Source organism: Photobacterium alginatilyticum (assembly GCF_009910675.1).
Lineage (GTDB): Bacteria > Pseudomonadota > Gammaproteobacteria > Enterobacterales > Vibrionaceae > Photobacterium > Photobacterium alginatilyticum.
The window spans coordinates 124,521-144,558 of sequence record NZ_RSEJ01000010.1 but is presented as its reverse complement, the minus strand read 5'-3'; the positions used below and the strand labels follow the sequence as shown (position 1 = coordinate 144,558).

Sequence of the window (20,038 nt, the reverse complement as noted above, 5' to 3'; positions counted from 1 at the left end):
AGCGAGCTATCACAAATGTGGTAGCTCGCTGACAGCATCTTTTTTGCGATTACTGACCAGGCCAATTACCCGGAGCTATCGGTAAGGTATATCCACGACTGGCAATTTTTTCCTCAATAGTCGCGGTTCCATCTAAATCAGTATCCACTGGCTGCATCAAATCAGAAGTAACAGCGGCATGTGTTTCATCACTCAGATCGCCATCAGCATCTACATCATAAATAAAACTCCCGCTACCACCATAGTCACAGCTGTTCGTTGGTGCATAGGTAATATCGGCAGAACCTGCACCAATTGACGCATCAAACAAGCCAGTGGTTGGGTCTTGAGTTATAAACTGGCGCTGAGCAAGTTCTTGCAAAGAGTGACTATTACCTGGACCCGCCCAGTTACAAATCAGACCTTGTACTTCACCGACACTGCTGCCTACCCGCTCCCCATAACCTGCGTATGACTCACCATCTAGCGGTGAGTGGGCATTTATCCCTACATTAAATACCCTACTGTGGCTATCTCCTGCACCTGCTTGCCATACATAGGCGTATTGACCAGACAGTTGTGACGGGTCAAAGTTAGCGACAAAAATATTGAAGTTTTCGCTCCACCCATTCGGTGCACTACCAGCATCGTAATACAGTGAGGCATCGACCATATTATCGGTGTCATCGCCTGCTCCACTGGTTAACCCATTAACACCGCTACCGCAAAAAATCCCGGTTCGGCTTTGTATACTCATATCAGTCAAGCTATTACGGTCATAGCGTAATGAACCATTAAGGGTACGATCTGATGAAGTACAATTCCCTCCGGGGAAATCACTTTGATCACCATCAACTCTGTAAAATAGCACTCCACTGTATTGATTCCTGGTGCCACTGCTAGTGTGCTCTAAACCAATGATAATGTTATCGGCTACACCACTACGTGTATAAGTGAGATCAACTTCATAACTCCACTCATTCGTTGATGTTTGGCTAAGTGTCACGCTGTTAAAAGTTACATTGAGAACAGATAACGCGTTCATTTCTGATGTTAATGTAATACTCGCTCCCGCTGCGGGCAATGCGATACTATTGGCATTCGCGGTAGCGACCATGCTGGCAATCACCATTAAGGCCCCCATCGACTGATCTCTCGTTCCAGCAAGGCGCGAGTTCATTTGAGCTGCAGCACAGGCGTGACCAGTAGTATCTTCCTCTAACCACATGAGTAAATCACCACCAGGAAGCTCACCACTACCGCCGGCTCCATCAGGATGGTCTTGATATAGGAGATTTGGTCCATAACATGCTGCATTAGTACCCTGGCGATAGAAAAGGTTGGCAGTAAAAGTATTTCTTAACGGAGTCGAGCCATTTAAAATTGCATCAATACGTGCTGTTGCCCAAGAGTAAGTAGGTGAAGCTTTGGTTGATACCGCGCTGACTCGCTTTAACATCTGGGTAGTAGATTTAGGATTGGCATCATCTTGAGTCACATCAAACGGTGATACTACTACCGCTTCAGAAGGAACTAATGACAAGGTAATAGTAGAATTTGTAGCTGTATCGCCTGAATCAGAACCATTACATGCTGTGAGCAATAATATTGAGCCGAGTACTACAGTATTTTTGACCATTTTAGTTCTCTCTGTAGATATTAATATTTAGTGATTAACCTGGTTCGGAGTGAAAATTGAATTAATGTTCACCAGCTAACCATAACAATGATGTTTTTAAGTTTGTTTTTCTAACTGCCTTGATAATTCTCTAAGACTTATAATCCATTTTATAAATTAATGCTCAATTCTTACTGAGTTATTAGAGCGCCAAATTTAACTTGGTGGAATTATTTTAAATAAGATACCATTACCTAATAATTAAAGTCAGTGATATTGATTTAGCCAAGAGGAACTATTAAATTTGTGCTCTATCTGACGAAAGTTCCGTAATAACCGTTACAATTTTCAGATTAAATCTGCTCATAGCCATGATATATACCCAAGCAGCCTCTCGATGCTCGTTTCAGCGAGAATTACTTGGGTATATATAATTATTGTTATCTCCTCTGGAAAAAAAGCACTTAAGGTTTTGTCCTTAAGTGCTTTCAATTAGTAAGAGAACTGTCATTTATCAGACATCCAGTTCTACTACTGTGCGAGCAAGCGGATCCTGTCACCGTCATTCACCTGCAGGGCATCTGCCATTTCAGGTGAAATTCGCGCTTTAGCAAGTGTCCTGTTCACATCGACCTTGCCTGCAACAGCCCTGAAATGCTGAAACTCAGTATTACTGACCAAATAATCTGACTGGCTGCTATGTTTACTTATTTCGACATTACAATGAAAGGCCTGGTAGACAGAACGTATATTTACCATATCGCATTCTACTGTGGGCCCGGCATCAAAAATCGCCGCATAACCACGGTTAGTAAATCCTTCTTTCTCCAACAAACGCAACGCCGGGCGTGTTTTTTCGTGAACCTGACCTATTACCTCCTGCGCCTCGTCACTGAGTAAACTGACATAAATCGGCAATTTAGGCATAAGATCGGCAATAAACCCTTTTTGACCCACCCCGACCAAATAATCCGCATGGGTAAACTCAATGGAAAAGAAATGATCTCTCAGCCACTCCCAGAAAGGAGAGTGCCCCTCTTCGTCGGATACACCACGCATTTCGGCAAACACGGTTTTAGAAAAACGCTGCGGGTGCTCACCCATCATTAAAAACCGGCACTTAGATAACAGACGACCGTTGAGCCCTTCGCGCCACTGAGGGCGTAAAAACAAGGTACATATTTCACTGCATCCCGTGTAGTTATTGCCGAAGGTTAACAGCTCGACAATATTATGCACTCCCAACTTGCGTGAAGAATGCACCACTTTGCTTATATGGTAACTGTAAAAAGGTACGTCAAGCCCGACTGCGGCCTCGATACCTGTGGTGCCAACAACTTCTCCGGTATCAGTGTCTTCGGCTACCATCAGGTAACCTTCAATCCCCGGCGAGATCACCTCTTTAGAAAAGCTCTCTAGTGAGTGTTCAATTTTGCCCCGGAGCAACTCTTCATTTACCGGAAGCGAGGTGAACCCATGGCCTGACTCTTCCGCACAACGCATAAGCGCCGGAAAATCGGCCTCAGTAATCGGACGAATTACTAGCATCGAACATCCCTCCTGATGCAGAAAGTGGCCTCCTGGCCACTTGTTACTATAAGATCGCTAAGAAGATAGCTGACAGCATGACTGCTGAATTGATAATCGAAAAGAATACCAAGGAAGCGTAACAAATCTTACACGGAATAACTGTTATACCCCTTGCATATTTATAACAATCAAATCACTTTTGCGCATAAAGCGAACAGACTCGGATCTTTGCCTGCCTTTCTTTGCCTGTGGAAGCAAAATAGCGCTTCATTTGTGAGCTGTAGCCCATTTTTTTACTGACAGCTGTATAAATAACACAACATCCTGTAAAGAATTAAACGTCAAGGCCGACATACTTTATTGGGAAGTTCATAACCCCCCAAAATTATAATTATGAATGTAGAAGAGTCCGAGTCGCTATGAATAAATTACAGTTAAAAAGCAAACTATTGCTGCTAAGCATATTACCGGTTTTCATCATAATGAGTGTTGCGATTGGGATCATCGTGACACTTGAGAATAAAGCTGTAGATGAAGAGGTTACCCTTTACAAAGAACGTCTTATCCTCGAACGCAAAAGCCAGCTAAAAGATGCGACAACCATCGCCCAGCACGCTGTTGACGGCGTTCTTGCCGACAACACCAACTCTAGCGTTGCACTAGAGAAAGTCCGTGCCCTGCTTACTCCCCTTCGTTTTGCCAATGACCGCTCTGGTTACTTTTTCATTTATGATATGAAAGGCACCAACGTAGCGCATGCGACCGCTCCTGCCAATCACAACCAAAACCGACTAAACAACACTGATGTTAACGGTGTTGCCTACATCAAGGGATTGATCAAAGCCGCTCAGAGTGGCGGTGGGTTTGTTGCCTATAGCTACCCGAAAAGCAGCGGCGGCCAGCCACAGCCGAAGTTAAGCTACTCGACAGCGGTTAATAACGGACAGTGGTTCATCGGTACCGGTCTTTATATTGATGATATCGACACCCAGGTCGAAGCCTACCATACCCAGGCTTCTGCAAGCATGGCCGAGCGCTTTGAACTTGTCTTAATCAGCTCGCTAGTGCTTGGTGCGCTGAGTGTGCTTTGTATTCTGTTCATTGCCAACCGTATGACCCGCCCGGTTCAGAATATGGCCAAGACACTCAACGAGATCGCCGATGGTGAGGGTGATTTGACACGCCGTCTGGAAGTTCAGGGCCATGACGAAATTGCCGAACTCGGTAATGCCTTTAACCGCTTTGTAGCCAAGCTGCAAGGGATCATTACCCAGGTTTCTGATGTAACAGATAACGTTAGCGGCGCTGCCAACAATATCCATGATCAGACTATTCGTCTGACGCAGCAGCTTCAAGAGCACAACAACGAAACAGAGCAAATCGTCACAGCGGTCACTGAAATGAGCTCGGCAGCAAGCGAAGTGGCAATGAATGCCAACGAAGTATCGAATGCCACCAGCAATGCCAGCGAAGATTCCCATGTTGCCCAGCAACGTGTCGATACTTCTGTTGTTTCCATCAGCGCGCTCGTCGACGAAGTCGATCAGGCCGCCCAGCACATCCACTCTCTGAACCAGCAATCACAAAAGATTGATAACGTTCTGAAAGTCATCGGTGAAATTGCCGAGCAGACTAACCTACTGGCACTAAACGCCGCCATTGAGGCAGCACGTGCAGGTGAACAAGGACGAGGCTTCGCCGTTGTTGCCGACGAAGTTCGCGGACTGGCAAGCCGTACCCAGTCGAGTACCCAGGAAATCAAAGAGATGCTTGATGAGCTTCATGCCCTGGTTTCTCAGGCCGTATCATCAATGAGCAACAGCCAGTCAACATGTACCGAAGCGGTAGGTGCAGCAAACTCTATCACCGAAAGCCTGTCATCCGTTACCGGTGCAGTTGAAGCGATTAATGACATGACCAGCCAGATAGCAACAGCAGCTACCGAGCAGAGCTCAGTGACCGACGAAATCAACCGCAATATGGTAGCCATTCAAGATATCGTTACTGACCTTATCCATTCGAGCAGCAGCTCAGAGCAAGTAGTCAGCGAGCTGAACCATGCAGGTACCGAGCTTAAACAGCTGGTAGGTCAGTTCAAGACAAGCTAGATTTTCAACTCGGCTCTAGCATTACCTCAACAGCGGCTACCTTGAAAAAGGTAGCCGCTTTACGTTCCAGTTACTGTTATTGCGCAGTAAACCCAAACTTGCCGTTATTGTTCTTCCACTGATCTTTGGCCGGAATAGATTCGATCGTATCCCAGTGTTCGACGATCTTACCTTCATCGATGCGGAACAAATCGTAGTAAGAAACATGTTCACCACCCAGGCTGCCTTCGCTGATGCTCAGGACAAAGTTGCCCTCTCCTAGCACCAGGTGATTCTTGTCATACACCATCTTGATACCTTGTGCTGCCATCTGCTCCAGTGCCTGCCCCAAGCCACTCAGGCCATCGGCTATCACCGAGTTATGCTGCAGATAATCTTGCTCACCGCTATCAATAAAGCGTCCGAGCTGAGAATAGTCGCCCTTCATTAAGATCGTACTAACAAAGTCTTCCACCAGCACTTTATTCTGCTCGGTCTTTTCGAGATCCGTTACTTGTGTCTGGCCGTCAAGCTGCGTTCTGCCGCTTGGGTTTGGTTGAGTTTTCTCAGCCAGGTTATCCCAGTGCTCAACAATCAGGCCGTCTTCAAACCTAAACACATCAAAACCGACTTTAGGGCCGAAGAAGTTATAGTCGGCATGCGTAAAGACGTAATCACCATCCAGGAAGGCGCGTTTAACATCAACCTTTGCGCTGCCTTTAGGAAGCGCCTGGAGTACAGCACCAAACCCAGCCAGTCCATCACCTACCGCAAGATTATGCTGGGTGTAATTATCAGAATTCACATAGCTAATAGCTTGGTGATCCCCCGTTTCGATACTATTAAGCAGCGCAACAGCTTTGTCTTTATTTGAAAGTTTCATTTCCGCCTCTTCAGCTGAAATCTGACTGGTACAGGCACTACATAGGATGGCTGCGGTAACCAGTACGGCAGATAGACCTTTTTTCATTTTGTTCACCTCTTGTTGGAATGAGGAAATAGTAATGAAAACAAGGAAGGGGCACACGGTCAGTACCCGCTGAAAAATGGTCAATATCGAACTTCTATACCGAATCCAAAAACAGCTTCAAAACACAAGGTAAACCAGACTCCGCAGAAGGTTCAATTTGAAGTCACTTGGCTGAATACTGCTTCTGAAAGCGAGAGGGCGTTAGCAACGTATGCTTTTTAAAGTACTTTACAAAGTTACTGGCATCTTCAAAACCCAGATCGTAGGCCAGTTGCTGGGTTGGCAAACCATCTAGCACCAAGCGTCGTTTTGCCTCCAGAATCGTGTAAGCATCAATAAGTTGCTTGGCTGTCTGGTTTGTTGCCAGTTTACATATCTGATTGAGTGTCTTGTAGGTGGTATGTATTTGCTCTGCGTAATACGTTGCATCACGGGTACGATGAAAGCTTTTCTCCAGCAATTCAATAAAGCGGGAAAACTTACTTAGCTGATCTTTGCTCAACCTATCATGGCGGCTTTCAGGCATAGCGCGGCGAAGTATTAACGACAGTGAGGAAAATAGGAACATTGCAATGAGGGGATCCGCATTCTGATAACTCAGCTCTTTGACGATCTCTGCCAGAATACTTTGGCTGCTGCTCAACACGTCAGAGTCCGGCGTAAAAACTGGTTGATAAGCATGTTCGAGGTGGATGGGAGTAAATTCAGGCAGTCGCATATTAGCCAGCGCCTGATCGATAAAAGCCTGGGTAAACAACAGCACTTTTCCTTTGGGCCTGTGGCTAAAATCAAATGCATGAACCTGATTCTTCTGAATCGAAATAAAAGCCCCGGATTGATAAGGATAGTTTACAAAATCAATCAAATGGCTTCCCTCTCCTTCTTCAATATGAATGAGGAGATAGAAGTTAACACGGTGTGGCAGGGTTGGCGTATGGTTAAGGCCATGAGTGCGCTGGTATATTTCCTCCAGATCAATAACCTCGATCTCTCGGTTTGCCGTTTTTGCGTGGTTGAAGCCTACTTCAGGGATATTCATACAACTCTAATTATCTTCTTGTTTGTCATGAGCTTCTCCGACCACTATCGCATACTCTATACTCAAACGACCATACCAAGCATCTATGCTGCCTATGTAAAGTATTAGGCACTTAGTCCGACCACCAGATAAAATGCCAGTGACAATAAGGCCACTGCCAGCGTATAGGGCAGCTGTGTCGCGAAGTGTTTTTCCGGAGGACAGTCTGCAGCCGACGACGCAACAATCACCGAGTCGGAAATTGGCGAGCTTTGATCTCCAAATACCGCCCCGGAGATCATTGCCGCAATGCACAGCGGCACAGACGAACCAGTACTCACCGCCAGTGAAATCACTATTGGCGTCATTATACTGACCGTCGCCCCCGAACTGCCCGTTGAAAATGAAATCAGTATACACAACACAAAGATTGCAACAGGAACAAGCCCTAGAGGCAGCTCACCGGCGAACAAACTTGCCAGGTATTTTCCGGTTCCCAACTCGCCAGATACCCTGCTTAAGGAGAAAGCCAAGACCAGAATAATCGCAGCAGGCAGCATATTTTTCATACCTTGTAGGCACCAATCTATATATTGTTCAACGCTTACCTTATTGGCACGAAAATAAACACCTGAACCGATAAGCGAAATAAAGCCACTCAAATAGACTGCCGAGCTAATATCATCCGTCATGTAAGTTATTAAGCCAATCGGTGTTATTAACAGAGCAATGGGCACTAGCAGATAAAATGCAGTCGCTGATGAATGAGCAGCAGCCCGGTTGTTCATATTTTCATTATCGACGTTGACGGTTTCGCCTGTATTCGCAACAAGTCTCTCTTTCTTCAATAGTGCCAGCAACGGCACTAGAGCCAATATCACAATCGTATAGAACTGATAAGGCAAAGCGCTTAGTACATAGCTCACCGGTTGCTCAGACAACGTTCCCCTTTCAACTTCTGAAGTAATCAGGCTGGTCAGAAACACTCCGGCACCACTAAAAGGGACAAGCCAGGCCAGAGGTGCACCAGTGCAGTTGGCTACCAGTGCCAGCCTTTCATTAGAGATCTCGAACTTCTTGAACAAGGGTCTGCCAACCACACCAACCAACATCATTGAGCCAACACCTTCCAGACACATTAAGAACCCAAAGCCGAAAGTAACTAGCTGCGCACTAACTTTTGTTTTTACCGGGCCTCGTTGCCTGGAGAGCTGGTGAATAAGTGCTTCTACTCCGCCAGATTGTTGCATCACATTAATAATGGCACCAATCATCACAATAAAGATCAGGCTTTTCACCGAGCTCGGCGATGAAAAAGTGACGGCTATCGCATTGAAGCTATCTGCGATTCCACCAATCACTGTTTGTGAAAGCAGAATTGAACCCGCCATGATACCGGTAAAAATAGCGACGTAAACTTGCCGGGTAGTCATCGCAAGGAGTATTGATATACACGGGGGTAATAGGGTTAGCCAAGAGTCCATAAACGGCCTGTTCTGAAAGGAAGCTTGTAACAAACACGAAGAGATAACCCGGAAGTTACCTCTTCGCCATTAGCAAAAGAGATCAGTCCTCGAAGACAAACTCAGCGTCGTTCAACACTTCTTCCGGCCGTTTGCAGACATAATCAGGATAGAGTTCGCTGGTACGCAATGTCTGCTCGTTAAATGCAGCAAGCTTACCAATGACATAAATCGCGTAGTTGATCCCCCAGCGCTCTTTGTCTGTTTCCGATCCTTTTTTCGCCGTCACTTCATCACCAGCACTCTCTTTCATGGACGTAATATATTCTGAAGAGAAGTGTTCATACTCAAAGGAATGATCAGGCCAGTTTCGTTTAAGCTGGTCCAGCATCTCATGTTGGGAAAGCGCATTGTAATCAACCTGAACGCACTTGTTCAGAGTGCGCTCATCAGTTACCGCCAGTGCCGCAAGATAACCAATGTCTTCGATATCATGGGTATAGATAGGCAACTCAAGATCACCAAACGTGGTGATTTTTCGGAAAAAACGCAAATTAGGCAAGAAATAGTCAAAGATGCCGCCATTGTAGAATAGCGTCCAGTCAATGCCTGAGCTCATCAATAAATCGTGAAAGCGCTTCTTGTTGTCAAACACCTCACCATCTCCCATTTCAAGCGCTTGAGTATGACAACCAAACTCAGTCGGAACAAAGCGTTTCACGCCGGCTTTCACTGCAACCTCCAGCCAGACAGGCTCGGATTGCTCGATGATAGTTTTTGAACCCGGGACACTGGCAACCAGAGTATCAACACCCAGAAGTCTCTCTGCCATTGTATCCACATCATGCATATCAACACAGATAGAAATCGAAGCACCCTGTTGTTCAAAAGCCATCAGCTTAGCGTCTTTTTGCGCCTTGCGGGTAATGATGGTGACATCATGTCCCTGCGAGAGCAGACCTCGTGTTAATGGTGTCCCCACTTGTCCTGTTGCACCGATAACAGCCACATGTTGCTTTTTCATACCAAGCTCCTCTCACTTCATAAGATGCAATTTGTCAGGCACAATTCACAACGGCTCGGAGTAATAGCACAAGCCTGCCTGTACCTGAGGAGGAAATTGTAAATGTCCCCATATTGCATTTCATGGTCAGAGCCAGTCTTAAAATGGTAAATATCGAACCCGGCACTCTCTTTCTGATGATAATCGGTTCCTTTAAATCGGCTCACACATGCTTACATATAACCGCAACCAATAGCCTGCAGCTATACAGCATCTCTTTGATATAAAGGTTAAAACGGGCTATTAATATCCAAAGAAAATACTGTTGCCTATGCGAAGTAGGCTGTTATTCTCTAAATTGTATTTTCCGATAACGACGATCACTAAAGGCAGAGTAATGAGCAGTTCACACAGCTACCCGATAGGTACTCCAGGGCAAAAATGGAGTGATAAAGAAAAGGCCGTATGGCTTAAACAAGTTACGATCAAACGCTCTTACCAGGACGAAGTCGTTAAAAAACTCACCCCGCTCGGGGAACGCTTTGAATTGCTCCAGTATGGTGCGCTTTCTTATGATAGCGAGAAATACCCTCTCTTTGCGCTAAAAACCCGAAACTGGGACAGCAATAAGCCAACAGTCCTGATCACAGGTGGTGTTCATGGTTACGAGACCAGTGGTGTACACGGCGCTCTTCAGTTTGCCGCTACGGAAGCTGACAACTACAGCAATACATTCAATATCATTGTTGCGCCCTGCGTCAGCCCTTGGGGATATGAAACCATCAACCGCTGGAATCCCAATGCTGTCGATCCTAACCGCTCTTTCTATGAGAACAGCCCGTCAGAAGAATCGGCAGGCTTAATGCAACTAGTTGCCTCTCTCAATGACGATATTCTTGCCCACATCGACCTTCACGAAACAACGGATACCGACGAACTGGAATTCAGGCCCGCCCTCGCCGCTCGAGACGGCATTGAGTATGTCAAAGATATGATTCCGGACGGCTTTTACCTTGTCGGTGATACCGACAACCCTCAGGATGAGTTCCAGAAGGCTATTATCGAATCAGTCAAAAAAATCACCCATATCGCCCCGCCTGACGGGGAAGGAAAAATCATTGGTGAGGCAATAACTCAGGAAGGCGTGATTAATTACCCTACCAAGAAGCTAGGTCTATGTAGCGGCTTAACGAATTGTACTTACGGCACCACAACCGAGGTCTACCCAGATAGCCCACTCGTTAATGATCAGGAATGCAATGACGCACAGGTCGCGGCAGTTACCGGTGCACTTGATTACATTATCAAGCAGTTGTAGCAAGGCCCGGCATATTCTTAAACCCTTCATACACAAAATATATCGCATCAAGACAAAGCCAGGTTCTCAACCTGGCTTTGTCTTTTTACGTTGCCTGTCACGGTTGAGGCACGCCAAAAAAGTATTAACTAAAGATATTTGGTAGCTTACAGTCATAATCAAGCCAATAAGAGTAGCGCAACGTCGATGAAGCTATCCCAACTCAATGCATTCAAAGCAATTGTCGAATGCCAAACCGTTACCGCTGCAGCAGAGCGACTCAGCCTCAGCCAACCCGCCGTCAGCCGCTTGCTTTCTGGGCTGGAACAGCGCCTGGGTTTTCACTTGTTTATCCGCAAGGGAAACCGGTTAGTATTGAGTGATGAAGGACAGGCATTCCATCTGGAAGTTGCCAAAGTTTTCGATGCGGTAACCGGGCTCGACCTCGCTGCAGAATCCATCAGATCCAGTCACTTTGGTAGCCTGAATATTGCCGCTATGCCCTTGCTGTCCAACGCCTATCTTCCCCGTATTCTGGCAACCTTTCTCAAGAATGCCCCAAAAATGAAGGTCGGCTTCAAAACCTACCGTTCCGAAGAGGTGGTTCGCCGGATCCAAAGCCAGACCACCGATATCGGTTTTGCCTTCGTCGACGAACATCTGGCTGGGGTAAAAGCCCAAAAAATCGAGTGTGAATGCGTCTGCCTGATCCCCGCAGACAGCCCGTTAGCCAAGCGTTCGGTGATCGATATTTATGATATCGCCGACCAAATGCTGATCCGCCATGAAAAAGATGCCATCCAACGACGTATAGATGCCCTGCTCCGCCGCTATAACTTATCGACTGTAGAACAAATAGAAGTATCGTTGGCCAGCACAGCCGCAGTCCTGGTTCGTGAAGGGGTAGGAATTGCGATTACCGACCCGTTTACGGCCCACATGGAGTGTGAGCATCCCCAGGTTGTGATGCGCCCGCTGGTATTTAGTCTCCCTTTTGAGTTCGACATGCTCTACCCGGCACTCAAGCCAATACATCGGCATGCCGAGCAATTTATCGAGCAATTCCTGCTCCTTGCCGATGAACTGGATATTTACCTCAAAATCGGCTCGATGCGGGATCTTGATGAAGATGCAGATGCGCAATCTCACAGATAACCAGTAACTGTCATGATTAAACACAACCTTGAAAACAGTCAAACTATCAAACAGTTAAAACCAAACCCGATGACAACTATTACTTTTTTGCATGGTTGTTTGCGTCTTCTTCATTGGCTGTAAAAGCAGGTTCTTCCTTAGTCTGAAAACACCCAAACACGTTTCAAAAAGGAAGAACTATGGCACCTCGTGTATCTGTTATCGGCTCTGGCAATGCCGGGTTAACAGCAGCCTATCATTTCACACTTCAGGGAGCAGATGTCTGCCTGTACGGCGCAACAGGGTTTGACCAGCCTTTGGCTGATATCGAAAAGTGCGGCGGTATCAAAGCGCTCGCAAGCTTTAATGATGTCCCCCTCACCTATTCAGGTTTTCAGGCTATTGATAAGGTAAGCCGAGATCTTGAAGAGACCATCCTCTATTCGGATTTACTGGTCCTGCCTGTTCCTTCATTTGCCCAGGAACCTTTATTCACCAGCATGCTGCCGCATTTACGCGACGGCCAGATCATTATGCTGATGCCGGGTAACTATGGCTCATTGGTACTAAACCGGATCAAGAACGATCAAGGCTATAAGGATCTTAACCTCATCTTCGTCGATGCGATTTCCATCCCCTGGGCGACTCGGATTGTCGGCCCTGCCGAGCTGGCCATTCTCGGCATGAAGGAGTTTCTGCCAGTATCAGCACTGCCTGCCAGTAAGACAGCGGAGGCTATTAAAGCACTGCAACCTGTTATGCCGCTGCCACTAAAACCGTTGGATAATGTTATCGAAGCCGGACTGGAGAATATCAATTTTGGTGGCCATCCGCTTTTGACAACGCTCAATATGGGGCTGCTAGAAAATTATGACGGCCAGTTCAACTACTACAAGGATTGCTGTTCAATCTCAACAGCCAAAGCTGCTGCGGTGATGGAACAAGAACGCCTGGCCATCGGAAAGGCATTAGGGATTAGCCTGCTCCCGGAACTTGAGGCGATGAATGCCCTCTACGCCATGGACTGTGAGAGTGTGTACGAGGTAAACCGTACCTCGGAAACCCATGGCAAACTAAACAGTGCACCTAATTCGGCCAATAACCGATACATCACAGAGGATGCTGCCTACCTGCTGGTGCCTTGCTATGAGCTTGGTCAGTTGGCGGGTGTCGATACTCCGCTGATCACTTCCTGCCTGCACATCGACAATGCCTATAACGATACCGACTACTTTACCAGTGGCAGGACACTGAAAAAGATGGGACTGGCTAACCTGTCACCACAAGAAATACTCGAATTTATTGCTTAGCGTTCGAGACTTAGCTTTTTGCATCAATTAGAGGTGGTTACCACCCGTTCATGGGGCAGCTTGCCCCATCTGAAAAGGACATCTGTATGACTAGAATAAAATTTCCCTCGGCCTACACAATCTTGATGTTGCTTACCGTTGTCATGGCGCTGCTGACCTGGGTGATCCCGGCCGGGCAGTATCAGATGGAAAACAATGAAGTACTGGGTCGCATGGTGCCGCTTGTCGGCTCCTACCAGACGGTCGACGCAAACCCACAGGGCATCGTTGATGTACTCATGGCCCCCATTCAGGGCTTCTACGATCCGGCAAGCTACGCGGCACGCGCCGTTGATGTTGCCTTGTTCGTCTTGGTTATCGGTGGCTTTCTGGCCGTAGTAACAGAAACTGGTGCGATTGATGCCGGTATTGCAGGCACCATGAAGCGCCTTGCCGGGCGTGAAAAGTGGATGATCCCAATCCTGATGGGTCTGTTTGCCCTCGGAGGCACCGTTTACGGTATGGCAGAAGAAACGATCCCTTTTTATGCCTTGCTGATCCCTGTGATGATCGCTGCTGGCTATGACAGCATAGTCGGAGTCGCCATTATTATGGTCGGTGCGGGAATCGGCTGTCTCGGCTCTACAATCAACCCTTTTGCAACTGTGATTGCCTCCAACGCTGCCGAGATCAACTTCATGGAAGGCTTTGCGCTGCGTGCTGTTATCCTGGTGTTAGGTTGGCTGGCTTGTGTTATCTACGTCATGCGCTATGCCGACAAAGTAAAGCGTGATCCGATGCAGTCCATTGTTGCCCACCAAAAAGAAGACAACCTCAAGCATTTCCTTCATAGCAAAGAGCAGCAAGCCCCTGAACTGACAGGAAAACGCAAAGCAGTACTGGTGATTTTCGGCCTAACCTTTGCGGTAATGATGTGGGGAGTGTCTCTTGCCGGCTGGTGGATGGCAGAGCTATCGGCACTATTTATCGGCTCAAGTATTGTTGTTGGTTTCGTCGGCCGCCTGTCAGAAGTCGAGATCACCGACAGCTTTGTAAACGGTGCCCGTGATTTACTTGGTGTAGCCCTTATCATTGCTATCGCTCGTGGTTTGGTTGTCGTGATGGATAACGGCAACATTACCCATACTATTCTCAATTATGCCGAAGGTCTGCTGGGAGGATTACACGAAGTCGCCTTTATCAATGCCATTTATTGGGTTGAAGCGGTACTCTGTCTTGTTGTTCCCTCTTCTTCTGGCCTGGCAGTTCTGTCAATGCCGGTCCTTGCGCCGCTTGCTGACTTCGCCGGTGTTGGGCGTGAACTGGTCGTCACTGCGTTCCAATCCGCCTCTGGCCTGCCAAACCTTGTTACGCCAACTTCCGGGGTAGTAATGGGCGGATTGGCTATCGGCCGCGTCTCCTACTCATCCTGGCTGAAATTCATTGGCCCGCTACTTGGTGTGTTGACAGCCATGGTAATGATCTTGCTCAGCCTTGGCGTTATCTTCAGCTAGCGCTTTCAACACAGACACAAAAGCCAGACACAAAGTCTGGCTTTTCTCTTTATAGAAAGTCGAGCTATTTGGCCGTATTTAATAGCGACTCGATGCCATAGTCTTTGCCGTAGTTTTCAACGACAAAATCGATATCCTTGTCACCTCGGCCCGACAAATTAATCAAGATTGAGCCTTTCTCACCCTGCTTGGCCAGTTTCAGCGCGTAAGCCACGGCATGGGCCGATTCAATTGCCGGAATAATGCCTTCATGACGGGAAAGTTCGAAAAAGGCATCAATAGCTTCCTGATCATTCACCGTGCCATACTTGGCTCGACCTGTATCCTTCAGGTAGCTATGCTGCGGCCCGACAGACGGGTAATCCAGGCCACTGGCCACCGAGTACACTTCCTGTGGTTCACCTTCGGTATCTTTCAACATATATGACTTAAAGCCATGCATCACACCTGGCTCTCCCAGAGTAAGCGTTGCGGCATGCTCACCGACTTCGGTCAGCGAACGTCCGGCAGGCTCAACACCGTGAATAGCCACATCTGCATCTTCAAGGAAGGCAGTAAACAGACCCATTGCATTTGAACCGCCGCCGACACAGGCAACAAGATTCTCTGGCAGGTTACCAGTCATTTCCTTGAACTGGACGCGAGCCTCGTTACCGATAATAGATTGGAAATCCCTGACCATCATCGGGAATGGATGAGGACCGACAACTGAGCCTATCGCATATAGCTGGTTAATCGGATCTTTCAGGTAAGCCTCAAATGCTGCATCCACCGCTTCTTTCAGCGTCTTACGGCCATGGGTAGCTGGAATAACATTTGCCCCAAGGATCCGCATCCGTACAACATTCGGATGTTCTTTGGCAATGTCCACCTCTCCCATGTAGATATCGCACTCCAGACCAACCAATGCCGCTGCCGTCGCCAAGGCCACACCATGCTGGCCTGCACCTGTTTCTGCAATCAGTTTCTTCTTGCCCATTTTCTTAGCAACAAGCGCTTCACCCAAACAGTGGTTAATTTTGTGGGCACCGGTATGGTTAAGATCTTCTCGTTTAAGATAAATAGGCGCGCCATATTTGGCGGATAAGTTTTCAGCATGAAATATCGGGCTTGGGCGACCGACAAAATGCTTATACAAACGAGCGAGCTCATCCTGAAAAGCCAGATCCTTGCGGCATTCATCATAAGCGGCTGCAATTTGGTTCATTATTTCTTGTAGTTCTTCAGGAATGAAACTACCGCCATATTCACCAAAATAGCCTTCTGCATTCGGCAGAGCGTGGTCAAACGTATTCTTCATGGCATTCCTTGTCCTATTCAGTGAGTATACCCAAACTACCTCAAGATGCAGGATTCAGAGTGAGACCAGCGAGCTCAATTCAAGGAAAATAACGGTAGGAATGGCTTTTCCCTTTCAACGTTATTTGACACAGAAATGGGTTCGCTGGCTCACTCCCAAAGGGCGTGTTTACTTGGCTTCTATGCGTTGTTACCGATTATTAATTTAGAGCCACTAGATTTTCAAATCGGTGCCTAGCCTACAAGCCAAGTAATTCTCGCTGAAACGAGCATCTTGAGGTAGCTTGGGTATACACTCGCCTATCATAAAGACTTCGCGTTACTGATTGAATAGAAACCATGTGACTATCAAGGATAAATGTGATCCCTGTTAGCCAATTCGCCCAATAATCGACCAAACAGTCAAAAAATAAAAAACATCGTACAAATAATTATTGCACAGCGTTTTTAATGGGCGTACTATCCGCTCATCTTCTGAAGTCGACAACGAAAACAGTTTTCTTGTCGATGTATAGCAACTTTATTAGGTTTAGATAATGAAAAAATTCGCACTACTTCCCCTTGCTGCTATTTTGGCTACCACTTTTTCTGTGCAAGCGGAATCAACTGACGCTGCGAGCCACAACCTAACTCAAAACTTCAACTACATTTCAGGCGGCCTGCAGCTAAACTCGTACAACCACGACCTGCCTTCTTCTGTGTCGGTATGGAACCAGAATGCCTCTCTGACAGACAACACTGCAGGTATGTACCTTCGCGGTAGCTGGAACTTTACTGATAACTTCTTCCTGGAAACCCGTGGTGACGCGACAGCTAAAGATGATCTGACTATCTCTCACGGTTTGCTTGGTCTGGGTTACTTCCACCCAATCAACAGCGACCTGACGGTATATGGTCTGGCTGGTTACTCTCGCTCAGAAATTGAGTTGGATGTGCATGTATTTGGCTTCTCTGGCGCAAGCGCAACAGTAAGAGGCGACGACTCTGGTCTGACAGGTGAAATTGGTGCTCGTTACCAGCTAATGGATAAGTGGACTGTAGAACCAGCAATGCGTCTAGCAGACTACGACGACACCCTGTATGAGCTTCGCCTTGGCAACAACTTCAAGGTATCTGATCACATGAGCATCGAAGCCAACCTTCAGCACCGTGCCTTTGATGATCTAAAAGAAATGAGCTACCAGCTGGGTGCTCGCTATAGCTTCTAATTTGCGGGTGAAGGCAAAAACAGCAATCGCTGGTTCATAATAACTCAAGCGGTTTAGCGTTACGCTAAACCGCTTTTTGTTACGACTACTTGTACTCAAGGGATAGTTTGCCTACTGGCGGCCAGTCTCAATAAGTTGTTCAAATGCATCAATCTGCGCCGAGATCATATCGACGCTCTGCTGCCAAAACTCAGGCTGGCGGATATCCATTCCCAGGTGTTTCTGCACCACCTCTTCAGCGGTCATCGAGCCGGTATCCCGCAGCAAGGCTTTATAGTCAGCATAAAATTGCTCACCCTTTACTGCTCGTTGGGCATAAACACCCTTGCTGAACAGGTAACCAAACAAATAGGGGTAGTTATAGAAGCTGAGCTCCGGAATGCTGAAGTGCAGCTTGCTGGCCCAGAACATATCATTCGTTTCGTCCATCGCCTCGCCATACCACTCTCGCCATGTACCGGCCATCAGCTCCCTAAATTGTGCCGGGGTAAATTCACCCTGCTCACGCTGCTCGTAAAAGGCTTGCTCAAACTCAAATCGAACAGGAATATTGATCATCAGAGCCAATGTGGCCTGAGCTTCTTCCCATAGCATCATCAATTTATCCCGATCACTCTCTGCGTTCTCCAACAGCGCATCACGAACGATATTCTCGGCAAAAATTGACGCCGTCTCAGCCAGTGTCATCGGATACTCACTACGTACTACAGGCATATCCCGCATTACCCAGTTATGGAATGCATGACCAAGTTCGTGGGCCAGCGTAAGCACATCGGACATACTGCCGCCCCAGGTCATAAATACCAAAGGAGTTCTGGTGTTCACGAACTTGGTACAATAGGCACCCAGGCGTTTCGTTGGCTGAGGAGCGGCATCAATCAACTGCCTTTCAACCATCATATCGACAAAGTCTGCCATTTCCGGATCGACACCTGCAAACGCCTCGCGGATAATCGAGATCCCCTGCTCAAAGCTATAACTTTCGCTCTTCCCTCCCTTAATAGCCGGCATCGAGGCCAGCTCATCCCAGGGTTTAAGTTTCTCTGTCCCAAACAGCTTAGCCATCTGTAAACCCGCTTTTCGCCCTACTGCCTGGTTGTCTCTGGCTACCTTGAACATTGCCTCCAAGGTTTCCTTCTCAATACGGCTACTATGAAGACTGGAATCCAAAAAATGCACCTGCTCGGTATGACTCCGTTTTTCGTACTCAGTCAGCCTGCCACCAGCTAGCCCATTCAAAATCGCTGCAAAACTTTGCTCATGGAAACACATTACCTCTGAGATAGCTTTCCATGCCGGCTCACGACGCTCACTGTCGGGCCCATAGAGAATACTTGCCGCCTGAGAAAGCCCCATAGTCTCCTCGCTACCGTCCTTCAGCTTTAAGGTCACGGAAAGACTCCCGGTCAGGTTGTCATAGAGCCGGCCCCAAGCATTTCTGCCATCGACATTCATTGCCGAAAGTAACTGCTCTTCAGCAACAGAGAGGAGGCGGTTTCGTTTCAATCTCTCCCGTTCCAGCTTGAAACGGTAGGCTTCCAGTTCGCCCAGCTCGGCATTACCGGCAAGAACTGTATTGAACTCATCATCATTTAAATGGATCAAGGCCTGGATGAACGGATTGAACGCTTGCTCAAACTCTGAAAATAGTTTGTCGACGCTGCCAGCTAACTTTTTCGCTCCGTCGTCTGAAGCATCAACCGAAGACAGGCAGTTTGCGTAGCTAGATAAGGTTCTCACTATAATGGTGAGCTGATCGCTCAGGGCGATTGCCTTCATCAAATCACCAAGATCAGTAGGATCCAAGGCAGCAAAATCCGCGACTTTTTCCTTGGCAATTTTCATATCTTGGGAGATTTTAGGATCAGATAAACTTTCATAGGCAATGGCAAGATCCCAACTTGGTGCTCTCATTTGTCGTTCCTCAACAGTCAGCAGCATTCTTTCTGAAAATCAGAAATACGATTTAAATCATTATATTAGAGTAGCGTATCTAGCATTTAATTTCTGTCTTATCAAATTACGGTGATCAGCTATACGACAATTCGATATAGATTAGTTAAGCCTGCTAGATTGCGTGACAAACGCTGAGTACTGCAATTGATGAAAGTGGTGATGTGATCGCTGAATATTAGCCAGCTCCTGCATCCAATCCGAGTTTCTCTGTGCGGCACAGAAAGCACTGATATGACGAAACAGGTTTTCACTATGGTTATGCAACACTGATTCTAAGGATTGCACGATTGCGCAAGATTCTAACGTTAGGAATTGAAAGAAATTATAGGTGTCTGAAAGCAGGGTGAATGCTTCATCTTTCCTTCCCAGATGATTCAGTATTTCGGACTGGTTAATGCAAGCATTTCGATAGCCATCAAGCATACAGGCAAACTGGCAGGGTCTGGTATTTGGGCAGCTTACAGCGTGATGAATATAATTCGGCAAATGCGACAACACATCGTTATACAAATAATACGCCTCGGGCCAGTGCCCCTGCTGGATCAGCTCTTCCGCCTTTGTATAGTGCTGCCAACATTGTTCGAGTTTCATTTTCACACCCACCTTAAACATAAAGGCATATTTAAATGAAAAATAATAACAAATGCAAATAATTATCAATTGCGTTATTGGG

The 20,038-nt window shown here is 47.0% G+C and carries 15 protein-coding genes; 6 read left to right on the top strand and 9 right to left on the bottom strand.

The window, feature by feature from the left end; genetic code table 11:
* Nucleotides 1-49: 49 nt before the first annotated feature.
* Both EIZ48_RS11590 and astA read right to left on the bottom strand, forming a co-directional pair.
* Nucleotides 50-1,618, bottom strand: a complete 1,569-nt coding sequence (locus EIZ48_RS11590) for a hypothetical protein (RefSeq protein ID WP_160651279.1) — start codon at nucleotides 1,616-1,618, stop codon at nucleotides 50-52.
* Nucleotides 1,619-2,128: 510 nt separating this feature from the next.
* The gene (gene astA, locus EIZ48_RS11585; RefSeq protein WP_160651276.1) at nucleotides 2,129-3,145 is read right to left on the bottom strand and encodes an arginine N-succinyltransferase; all 1,017 of its coding nucleotides are present in this window, start codon (nucleotides 3,143-3,145) and stop codon (nucleotides 2,129-2,131) included.
* 401 nt (nucleotides 3,146-3,546) lie between these two features.
* On the opposite strand from astA, the gene EIZ48_RS11580 reads away from it, so the two are divergent.
* Complete coding sequence (locus EIZ48_RS11580) at nucleotides 3,547-5,235, top strand: methyl-accepting chemotaxis protein (protein WP_160651273.1); 1,689 nt, start codon at nucleotides 3,547-3,549, stop codon at nucleotides 5,233-5,235.
* A 76-nt stretch (nucleotides 5,236-5,311) separates the two neighbouring features.
* Here EIZ48_RS11580 and EIZ48_RS11575 read toward each other — a convergent pair whose 3' ends face one another.
* The 4 genes from EIZ48_RS11575 to EIZ48_RS11560 all read right to left on the bottom strand — a co-directional run bounded on the left by EIZ48_RS11575 (nucleotide 5,312) and on the right by EIZ48_RS11560 (nucleotide 9,689).
* Nucleotides 5,312-6,184 carry a nuclear transport factor 2 family protein gene (locus tag EIZ48_RS11575; RefSeq protein ID WP_160651270.1) on the bottom strand — a complete coding sequence of 291 codons (873 nt, stop codon included), beginning with the start codon at nucleotides 6,182-6,184 and terminating at the stop codon, nucleotides 5,312-5,314.
* A gap of 163 nt (nucleotides 6,185-6,347) precedes the next feature.
* Nucleotides 6,348-7,223 carry an AraC family transcriptional regulator gene (locus EIZ48_RS11570; RefSeq protein WP_160651268.1) on the bottom strand — a complete coding sequence of 292 codons (876 nt, stop codon included), beginning with the start codon at nucleotides 7,221-7,223 and terminating at the stop codon, nucleotides 6,348-6,350.
* 104 nt (nucleotides 7,224-7,327) lie between these two features.
* A complete protein-coding gene (locus tag EIZ48_RS11565; RefSeq protein ID WP_240152944.1) occupies nucleotides 7,328-8,635 on the bottom strand; it encodes a Na+/H+ antiporter NhaC family protein in 1,308 nt (435 codons plus the stop codon).
* A 133-nt stretch (nucleotides 8,636-8,768) separates the two neighbouring features.
* A complete protein-coding gene (locus EIZ48_RS11560) occupies nucleotides 8,769-9,689 on the bottom strand; it encodes an NmrA family NAD(P)-binding protein (protein ID WP_160651263.1) in 921 nt (306 codons plus the stop codon).
* 376 nt (nucleotides 9,690-10,065) lie between these two features.
* On the opposite strand from EIZ48_RS11560, the gene EIZ48_RS11555 reads away from it, so the two are divergent.
* The 4 genes from EIZ48_RS11555 (at nucleotide 10,066) to EIZ48_RS11540 (ending at nucleotide 14,902) form a co-directional block, all read left to right on the top strand.
* Nucleotides 10,066-10,986, top strand: a complete 921-nt coding sequence (locus EIZ48_RS11555; protein WP_160651260.1) for a M14 family metallopeptidase — start codon at nucleotides 10,066-10,068, stop codon at nucleotides 10,984-10,986.
* A gap of 186 nt (nucleotides 10,987-11,172) precedes the next feature.
* A complete protein-coding gene (locus tag EIZ48_RS11550) occupies nucleotides 11,173-12,120 on the top strand; it encodes a LysR family transcriptional regulator (protein ID WP_160651257.1) in 948 nt (315 codons plus the stop codon).
* A 179-nt stretch (nucleotides 12,121-12,299) separates the two neighbouring features.
* Nucleotides 12,300-13,409, top strand: a complete 1,110-nt coding sequence (locus EIZ48_RS11545) for an NAD/NADP octopine/nopaline dehydrogenase family protein (protein ID WP_160651254.1) — start codon at nucleotides 12,300-12,302, stop codon at nucleotides 13,407-13,409.
* 86 nt (nucleotides 13,410-13,495) lie between these two features.
* Nucleotides 13,496-14,902 (top strand): YfcC family protein, encoded by a 1,407-nt coding sequence (locus EIZ48_RS11540; RefSeq protein WP_075763473.1) that lies wholly within the window; start codon nucleotides 13,496-13,498, stop codon nucleotides 14,900-14,902.
* Between the two features lie 64 nt (nucleotides 14,903-14,966).
* On the opposite strand, the gene trpB is transcribed toward EIZ48_RS11540, so the two are convergent.
* On the bottom strand, nucleotides 14,967-16,202 hold the full coding sequence (trpB, locus tag EIZ48_RS11535) for a tryptophan synthase subunit beta (RefSeq protein WP_160651251.1): 1,236 nt from the start codon (nucleotides 16,200-16,202) through the stop codon (nucleotides 14,967-14,969).
* A gap of 535 nt (nucleotides 16,203-16,737) precedes the next feature.
* Between trpB and EIZ48_RS11530 the strand changes: the two genes are divergently transcribed.
* Complete coding sequence (locus EIZ48_RS11530; RefSeq protein WP_160651248.1) at nucleotides 16,738-17,409, top strand: outer membrane beta-barrel protein; 672 nt, start codon at nucleotides 16,738-16,740, stop codon at nucleotides 17,407-17,409.
* Nucleotides 17,410-17,520: 111 nt separating this feature from the next.
* Here EIZ48_RS11530 and EIZ48_RS11525 read toward each other — a convergent pair whose 3' ends face one another.
* Complete coding sequence (locus EIZ48_RS11525; protein WP_160651247.1) at nucleotides 17,521-19,323, bottom strand: M3 family oligoendopeptidase; 1,803 nt, start codon at nucleotides 19,321-19,323, stop codon at nucleotides 17,521-17,523.
* Nucleotides 19,324-19,464: 141 nt separating this feature from the next.
* Nucleotides 19,465-19,956, bottom strand: a complete 492-nt coding sequence (locus tag EIZ48_RS11520) for a hypothetical protein (RefSeq protein WP_160651244.1) — start codon at nucleotides 19,954-19,956, stop codon at nucleotides 19,465-19,467.
* Between the last annotated feature and the right edge of the window lie 82 nt (nucleotides 19,957-20,038).

What these genes read in the sequence shown, in the direction of transcription:
- astA (WP_160651276.1), bottom strand. Translation starts at nt 3,145, where the DNA reads ATGCTAGTAATTCGTCCGATTACTGAGGCCGATTTTCCGGCGCTTATG.
- EIZ48_RS11580 (WP_160651273.1), top strand. Translation starts at nt 3,547, where the DNA reads ATGAATAAATTACAGTTAAAAAGCAAACTATTGCTGCTAAGCATATTA.
- EIZ48_RS11550 (WP_160651257.1), top strand. Translation starts at nt 11,173, where the DNA reads ATGAAGCTATCCCAACTCAATGCATTCAAAGCAATTGTCGAATGCCAA.
- EIZ48_RS11520 (WP_160651244.1), bottom strand. Translation starts at nt 19,956, where the DNA reads ATGAAACTCGAACAATGTTGGCAGCACTATACAAAGGCGGAAGAGCTG.
- EIZ48_RS11540 (WP_075763473.1), top strand. Translation starts at nt 13,496, where the DNA reads ATGACTAGAATAAAATTTCCCTCGGCCTACACAATCTTGATGTTGCTT.
- EIZ48_RS11570 (WP_160651268.1), bottom strand. Translation starts at nt 7,223, where the DNA reads ATGAATATCCCTGAAGTAGGCTTCAACCACGCAAAAACGGCAAACCGA.
- EIZ48_RS11560 (WP_160651263.1), bottom strand. Translation starts at nt 9,689, where the DNA reads ATGAAAAAGCAACATGTGGCTGTTATCGGTGCAACAGGACAAGTGGGG.
- EIZ48_RS11555 (WP_160651260.1), top strand. Translation starts at nt 10,066, where the DNA reads ATGAGCAGTTCACACAGCTACCCGATAGGTACTCCAGGGCAAAAATGG.
- EIZ48_RS11525 (WP_160651247.1), bottom strand. Translation starts at nt 19,323, where the DNA reads ATGAGAGCACCAAGTTGGGATCTTGCCATTGCCTATGAAAGTTTATCT.
- EIZ48_RS11565 (WP_240152944.1), bottom strand. Translation starts at nt 8,635, where the DNA reads ATGACTACCCGGCAAGTTTACGTCGCTATTTTTACCGGTATCATGGCG.
- EIZ48_RS11575 (WP_160651270.1), bottom strand. Translation starts at nt 6,184, where the DNA reads ATGAAAAAAGGTCTATCTGCCGTACTGGTTACCGCAGCCATCCTATGT.
- EIZ48_RS11590 (WP_160651279.1), bottom strand. Translation starts at nt 1,618, where the DNA reads ATGGTCAAAAATACTGTAGTACTCGGCTCAATATTATTGCTCACAGCA.
- EIZ48_RS11530 (WP_160651248.1), top strand. Translation starts at nt 16,738, where the DNA reads ATGAAAAAATTCGCACTACTTCCCCTTGCTGCTATTTTGGCTACCACT.
- trpB (WP_160651251.1), bottom strand. Translation starts at nt 16,202, where the DNA reads ATGAAGAATACGTTTGACCACGCTCTGCCGAATGCAGAAGGCTATTTT.
- EIZ48_RS11545 (WP_160651254.1), top strand. Translation starts at nt 12,300, where the DNA reads ATGGCACCTCGTGTATCTGTTATCGGCTCTGGCAATGCCGGGTTAACA.